The sequence below is a fragment of the Brevundimonas sp. P7753 genome (assembly GCF_013386595.1).
GTDB classification, from domain to species: Bacteria; Pseudomonadota; Alphaproteobacteria; order Caulobacterales; family Caulobacteraceae; genus Brevundimonas; species Brevundimonas bullata.
This window is the reverse complement of record NZ_JACARP010000189.1, coordinates 1-3,775: the sequence shown is the minus strand read 5'-3', so window position 1 is coordinate 3,775 and position 3,775 is coordinate 1. Positions and strand designations below refer to the sequence as shown.

Below are 3,775 nucleotides of genomic sequence, written 5' to 3'. Positions count from 1 at the left end.
CTTCGGGGGGATGGTGATGCAGTTCACACAACAGGATCACGCCCGCGTCTCAGAGGCCATCGCTCGCGCCGAAGAAAACACTTCCGGCGAGATCTTCTGCGTCGTGGCGCGGCAGGTGTCCTCCTATCGCGACGTCAGCCTGGCCTGGGCGGCGGCGGCGGCTCTTCTGCTGCCCCTGGCCCTGATCCCGCTCGGCTTCGGCGCCCACTGGCTGCCCGGTCTGCCTGGTCTTTGGGGCGCCGAATGGCAGGCCGCCCACGCCGCCGCGCGCGAGGTCGAGATCGGTCAGGCCCTGGCCGCCTACGCCCTGGTGCAGGCGGCGGTCTTCCTCGGCGTCTTCCTGCTGACCCTGATCCCGGCGGTGCGGCGGCTGCTGACCCCCGCCCCCTTGCGCCGCACGCGCGTGCGCCGCGCCGCCATGCAGCAGTTCCTGGCCCACGGCCTGCACGTCACCGAAGCCCGCACCGGAGTCCTGATTTTCGCCGCCCTGGCCGATCATCAGGTCGAGGTCATCGCCGACGAAGGCATCCACGCCTGCGTCAGTCCCGAGGTCTGGGCCGACGCGGTCGCCGCCCTCACCGAAGGTCTGCGCCGCAATCAGCCGGTCGAGGGGATGCAACAGGCCATCGCCCTGTGCGGAAATGTGCTGGCGGAACAGTTTCCGCCGCGATCCGCTGATATCAACGAGGTCCCCGACCGTCTGGTTGTCATCTAGAGCGGATAGACAGGCTGCGGGATGGACCGCGCCGACAAGGACCCATGCCCAGACTCGTTACCTATAATGTGCACCGCTGCGTCGGCGTCGACCGCAAGCTGGACGTGGCGCGCGTCGCCGCCGTGATCGCCGAACTGGAACCGGACATCGTCTGTCTGCAGGAACTGGACGTCGGCCGCGCCCGCACCGACGGCGTCGATCAAGCCAGCGCCATCGCCGAACTTCTGTCGATGAGCTTCCGCTTTCATCCGGCCATGCAGGTCGAGGCCGAGTTGTACGGCGACGCCATCCTGACCCCGCACCCGGAACGCCTGATGCGGGCCGCAGCCCTGCCGACCCTGCCCAACCTGCGCGGGCTGGAACCGCGCGGGGCCCTGTGGTCGGCCATCGACTTCAACGGGACCATCCTGAACGTCTTCAACACCCATTTCGGCCTGGTGCCGCGCGAGCAGAGGATGCAGGCGGCGGCCCTGGTCGGGCCAGACTGGCTGGGCGATCCCCGCTGCACCGGACCGACCCTGCTGACCGGGGACTTCAACGCCACCTCCATCACCCGTCCCTATCAGGCCCTGACGCGACGACTGGCCGACGCTCAGCGCGAACTGGGGCTGAAGCCCTCGGTGAAGACCTTCCCCTCCAGCTTCCCCGCCATCCGCATCGACCACTGCTTCGTCAGCCCGGAGATCAGGGTGACGGGGGCCATGACGCCGTTGCATCCCCTGGCGCGGTCCGCGTCCGATCACCTGCCCCTGGCCATCGACTTCGAGTTCCGGGATCAGCCCGGCGCCTGACCGCCTTCCGAACGGGGCCGGGTGCGGTGCGTCCGGTTCAGCCGTTTCCAGGGCCGCCAGGCGTCCATCGACGACATGGGATCGCCCAGCTGCCATTCGGCGAACATGCGCTCGACCTGCGAAGGCGGGGTCGATCCCAGCAGGCTCATGCGTTCCGAGCCGAAGGTCATGATGGCCTGCCCCACCGAGCCCATGATGGCCTCGGCCTGAGCGAAGGTGTCGCCCGACACCCCGATAAAATGCCCTAGGGAGCGCTGACGGAAACGCCGCACCACCTCCCGTCCCTCGTCCGTCGTCGGTTCGACGGCGACGTCGCATTCGGTGTCCAGCCCCTGGGAGCGGTTGTTCAGATTGGTCGAGCCGATCCGCAGCAACTGGTCGTCGATGATCGACACCTTGGCGTGGACGATGATGCGCCCCCCCTCCGCCGTCTTGGGACTGAAGGCGCTGAAGCGGTTGTAGGCGTCGGCCTGCTCCAGTCGGTACAGGACCTCGGCCCGGGCCGTGTCCATGGTCAGTCCGTCGAACCAGCTGGGACTACGCCCGGTCGAGACAAGCACGATCTCCGGTCCGTCCGGCTCGGCCAGCCGTTGGGCCAGGGCGGCCGCGATGATCGGCGAGGTGAAATACTGGTTCTCCAGATAGATCAGCCGCTTGGCTCGGCGGATGGATTCCAGATGCAGGGCCTCGTTTTCGCGCACCTCGGGCCGCCCGCGGACGCGCGGTTCTGTGCGGGCGATGCCGACGGGCACGTCGGTCAGGGCCGGCTCGACCCCGTCGGGCCATGGATCGCCCGCCACCTCTTCCGGCACGGTGCGTTCCCATGTGGCGCGATACCAGCGTTCGCGCGCCAGATCGCCCAGCGCCTTGGCCGCCGGGCCGTCCATCACGCACATGACCTCGTGCCGAGGTGCGCTGAACAGGCCCGAGGGCTGGCAGCGGCGCGGATCATTGTCGAGGTGCTCAGCCGTGTCCCAGCGATCCGTGGCGATGTCGCCACCGCCGCAGAAGGCCACCTTGTCGTCGATGACGACCACCTTCTGATGGTGACAGGCGCCCAGGATGCCGGGCTGATCGAGGCGGAACTCCACCGTCCGCTTCCTGAACCAACGCTGCGCCTTGTGGGGATAGAAGCCCTGCGAGGCGGCGATCAGCAGCGGCGACTTCCAGATCAGCAGCCGCACGTCCAGATCGGGCTTTTCGCGCACCAGCATCCGCAGTTGATGACCGATCTCGCCGCGACGGTCGGTCAGAGGGGATTCCGGGTCCAATCGCGTGCGGGGATCGAACTGCCAGCCCAGGACGACGATCGAGGTTTTCGCCTTTTTCAGCGCCGAGGCCAGGGCGTCGAAATAGGCGTTGTTCTCCATCAACGGCGTGAAACGGTGCGCCGTCGCCACGCGCCAGCAGTCGCGCCCGGGGGCGAGCAGGCTGCCTTCATAGGTGTCGCCCTGGTCGTGCATACGGCCTTAGCTGTCTGATTCTCGTGACGATCCGCCACGCATTCGAGGCTACAGTGACGCTCCGATGGTTTTCGTTCCAAGTCGAGGCTCTACAGCTCCGCTTCATATTGCCGCCTCATTGTAAATCGGCCCTGCGTCTGCCATAAGGCCGACTATGCAAATGCTGCTGGAAATGCTGGCCGGCCTGATTGCGATGCTCGCTGCGGCGGCGTTGTCGCAGTTCGGCGTCGACCTGCACGCCCCGCGCCACGCCGATCGTGAGATCCAGCGCGTGCAGGACTGCAAGGACAAGCCCACCGCCACCATCGCCGTCGCCGCGCCCGGCGACTGCTGATCCGGTCTTTTCAGCGGCGATCATCCCCGATCTTCCCACTGAATCCCTGCGTCCGAGCCTTTGCGCAGCCGGATCGAGCCGCTAGGGTCCAATCCCTCCGCGCGCCCTCGCCGCGTTTACGGCGAATAGTGATCGAGATCGACGCCCCATGAAGTCCAGCCATCGGCCGCCGCTCAACCTTTCCGACCCGGAACCGGGAGAGGGTCACGACGACTCCGCCCCCGTCGTCGCGCCTGACGACGAGCTGGAGCCCGTGCTCGACGACGCGCTTGAGCTTGAACGCGCGCCTCAGCCTGAGAAGCCGATGTCCGAACGCCGCCGTCGCCGCCTGCTGGAAGAACAGCGCATGGCCGAGGAGCGCGCCGCCGCCCTGCACGCCCAGCCGGCATCCGACCTGCCCCCGTTCGCGATTTCGGCCGATGCGCCGCCCGCCGTCGTCGATGAGACGCCGCCGCCCGCCCCTGTCTCCACC

General features: G+C 67.7%; 4 protein-coding genes and 1 pseudogene. 4 read left to right on the top strand and 1 reads right to left on the bottom strand.

Annotated elements, in window-relative coordinates; all coding sequences use genetic code 11:
* Both HX774_RS18965 and HX774_RS18960 read left to right on the top strand, forming a co-directional pair.
* On the top strand, window positions 1-715 hold a 715-nt coding region (locus tag HX774_RS18965), incomplete at its 5' end, for a TPM domain-containing protein (protein ID WP_370523750.1).
* A 44-nt stretch (window positions 716-759) separates the two neighbouring features.
* Window positions 760-1,506 carry an endonuclease/exonuclease/phosphatase family protein gene (locus tag HX774_RS18960; protein ID WP_114816340.1) on the top strand — a complete coding sequence of 249 codons (747 nt, stop codon included), beginning with the start codon at window positions 760-762 and terminating at the stop codon, window positions 1,504-1,506.
* Here HX774_RS18960 and HX774_RS18955 read toward each other — a convergent pair.
* Window positions 1,491-2,969: a phospholipase D-like domain-containing protein gene (locus tag HX774_RS18955; protein WP_178828968.1), complete on the bottom strand. Its 1,479-nt coding sequence runs from the start codon at window positions 2,967-2,969 to the stop codon at window positions 1,491-1,493. The two genes, HX774_RS18960 and HX774_RS18955, sit on opposite strands and share 16 nt — an antisense overlap.
* A 154-nt stretch (window positions 2,970-3,123) precedes the next feature.
* Between HX774_RS18955 and HX774_RS18950 the strand changes: the two genes are divergently transcribed.
* A complete protein-coding gene (locus HX774_RS18950; protein ID WP_114816342.1) occupies window positions 3,124-3,303 on the top strand; it encodes a hypothetical protein in 180 nt (59 codons plus the stop codon).
* Between the two features lie 148 nt (window positions 3,304-3,451).
* Window positions 3,452-3,775: pseudogene (locus HX774_RS18945) on the top strand (tipN); the annotation flags it as partial.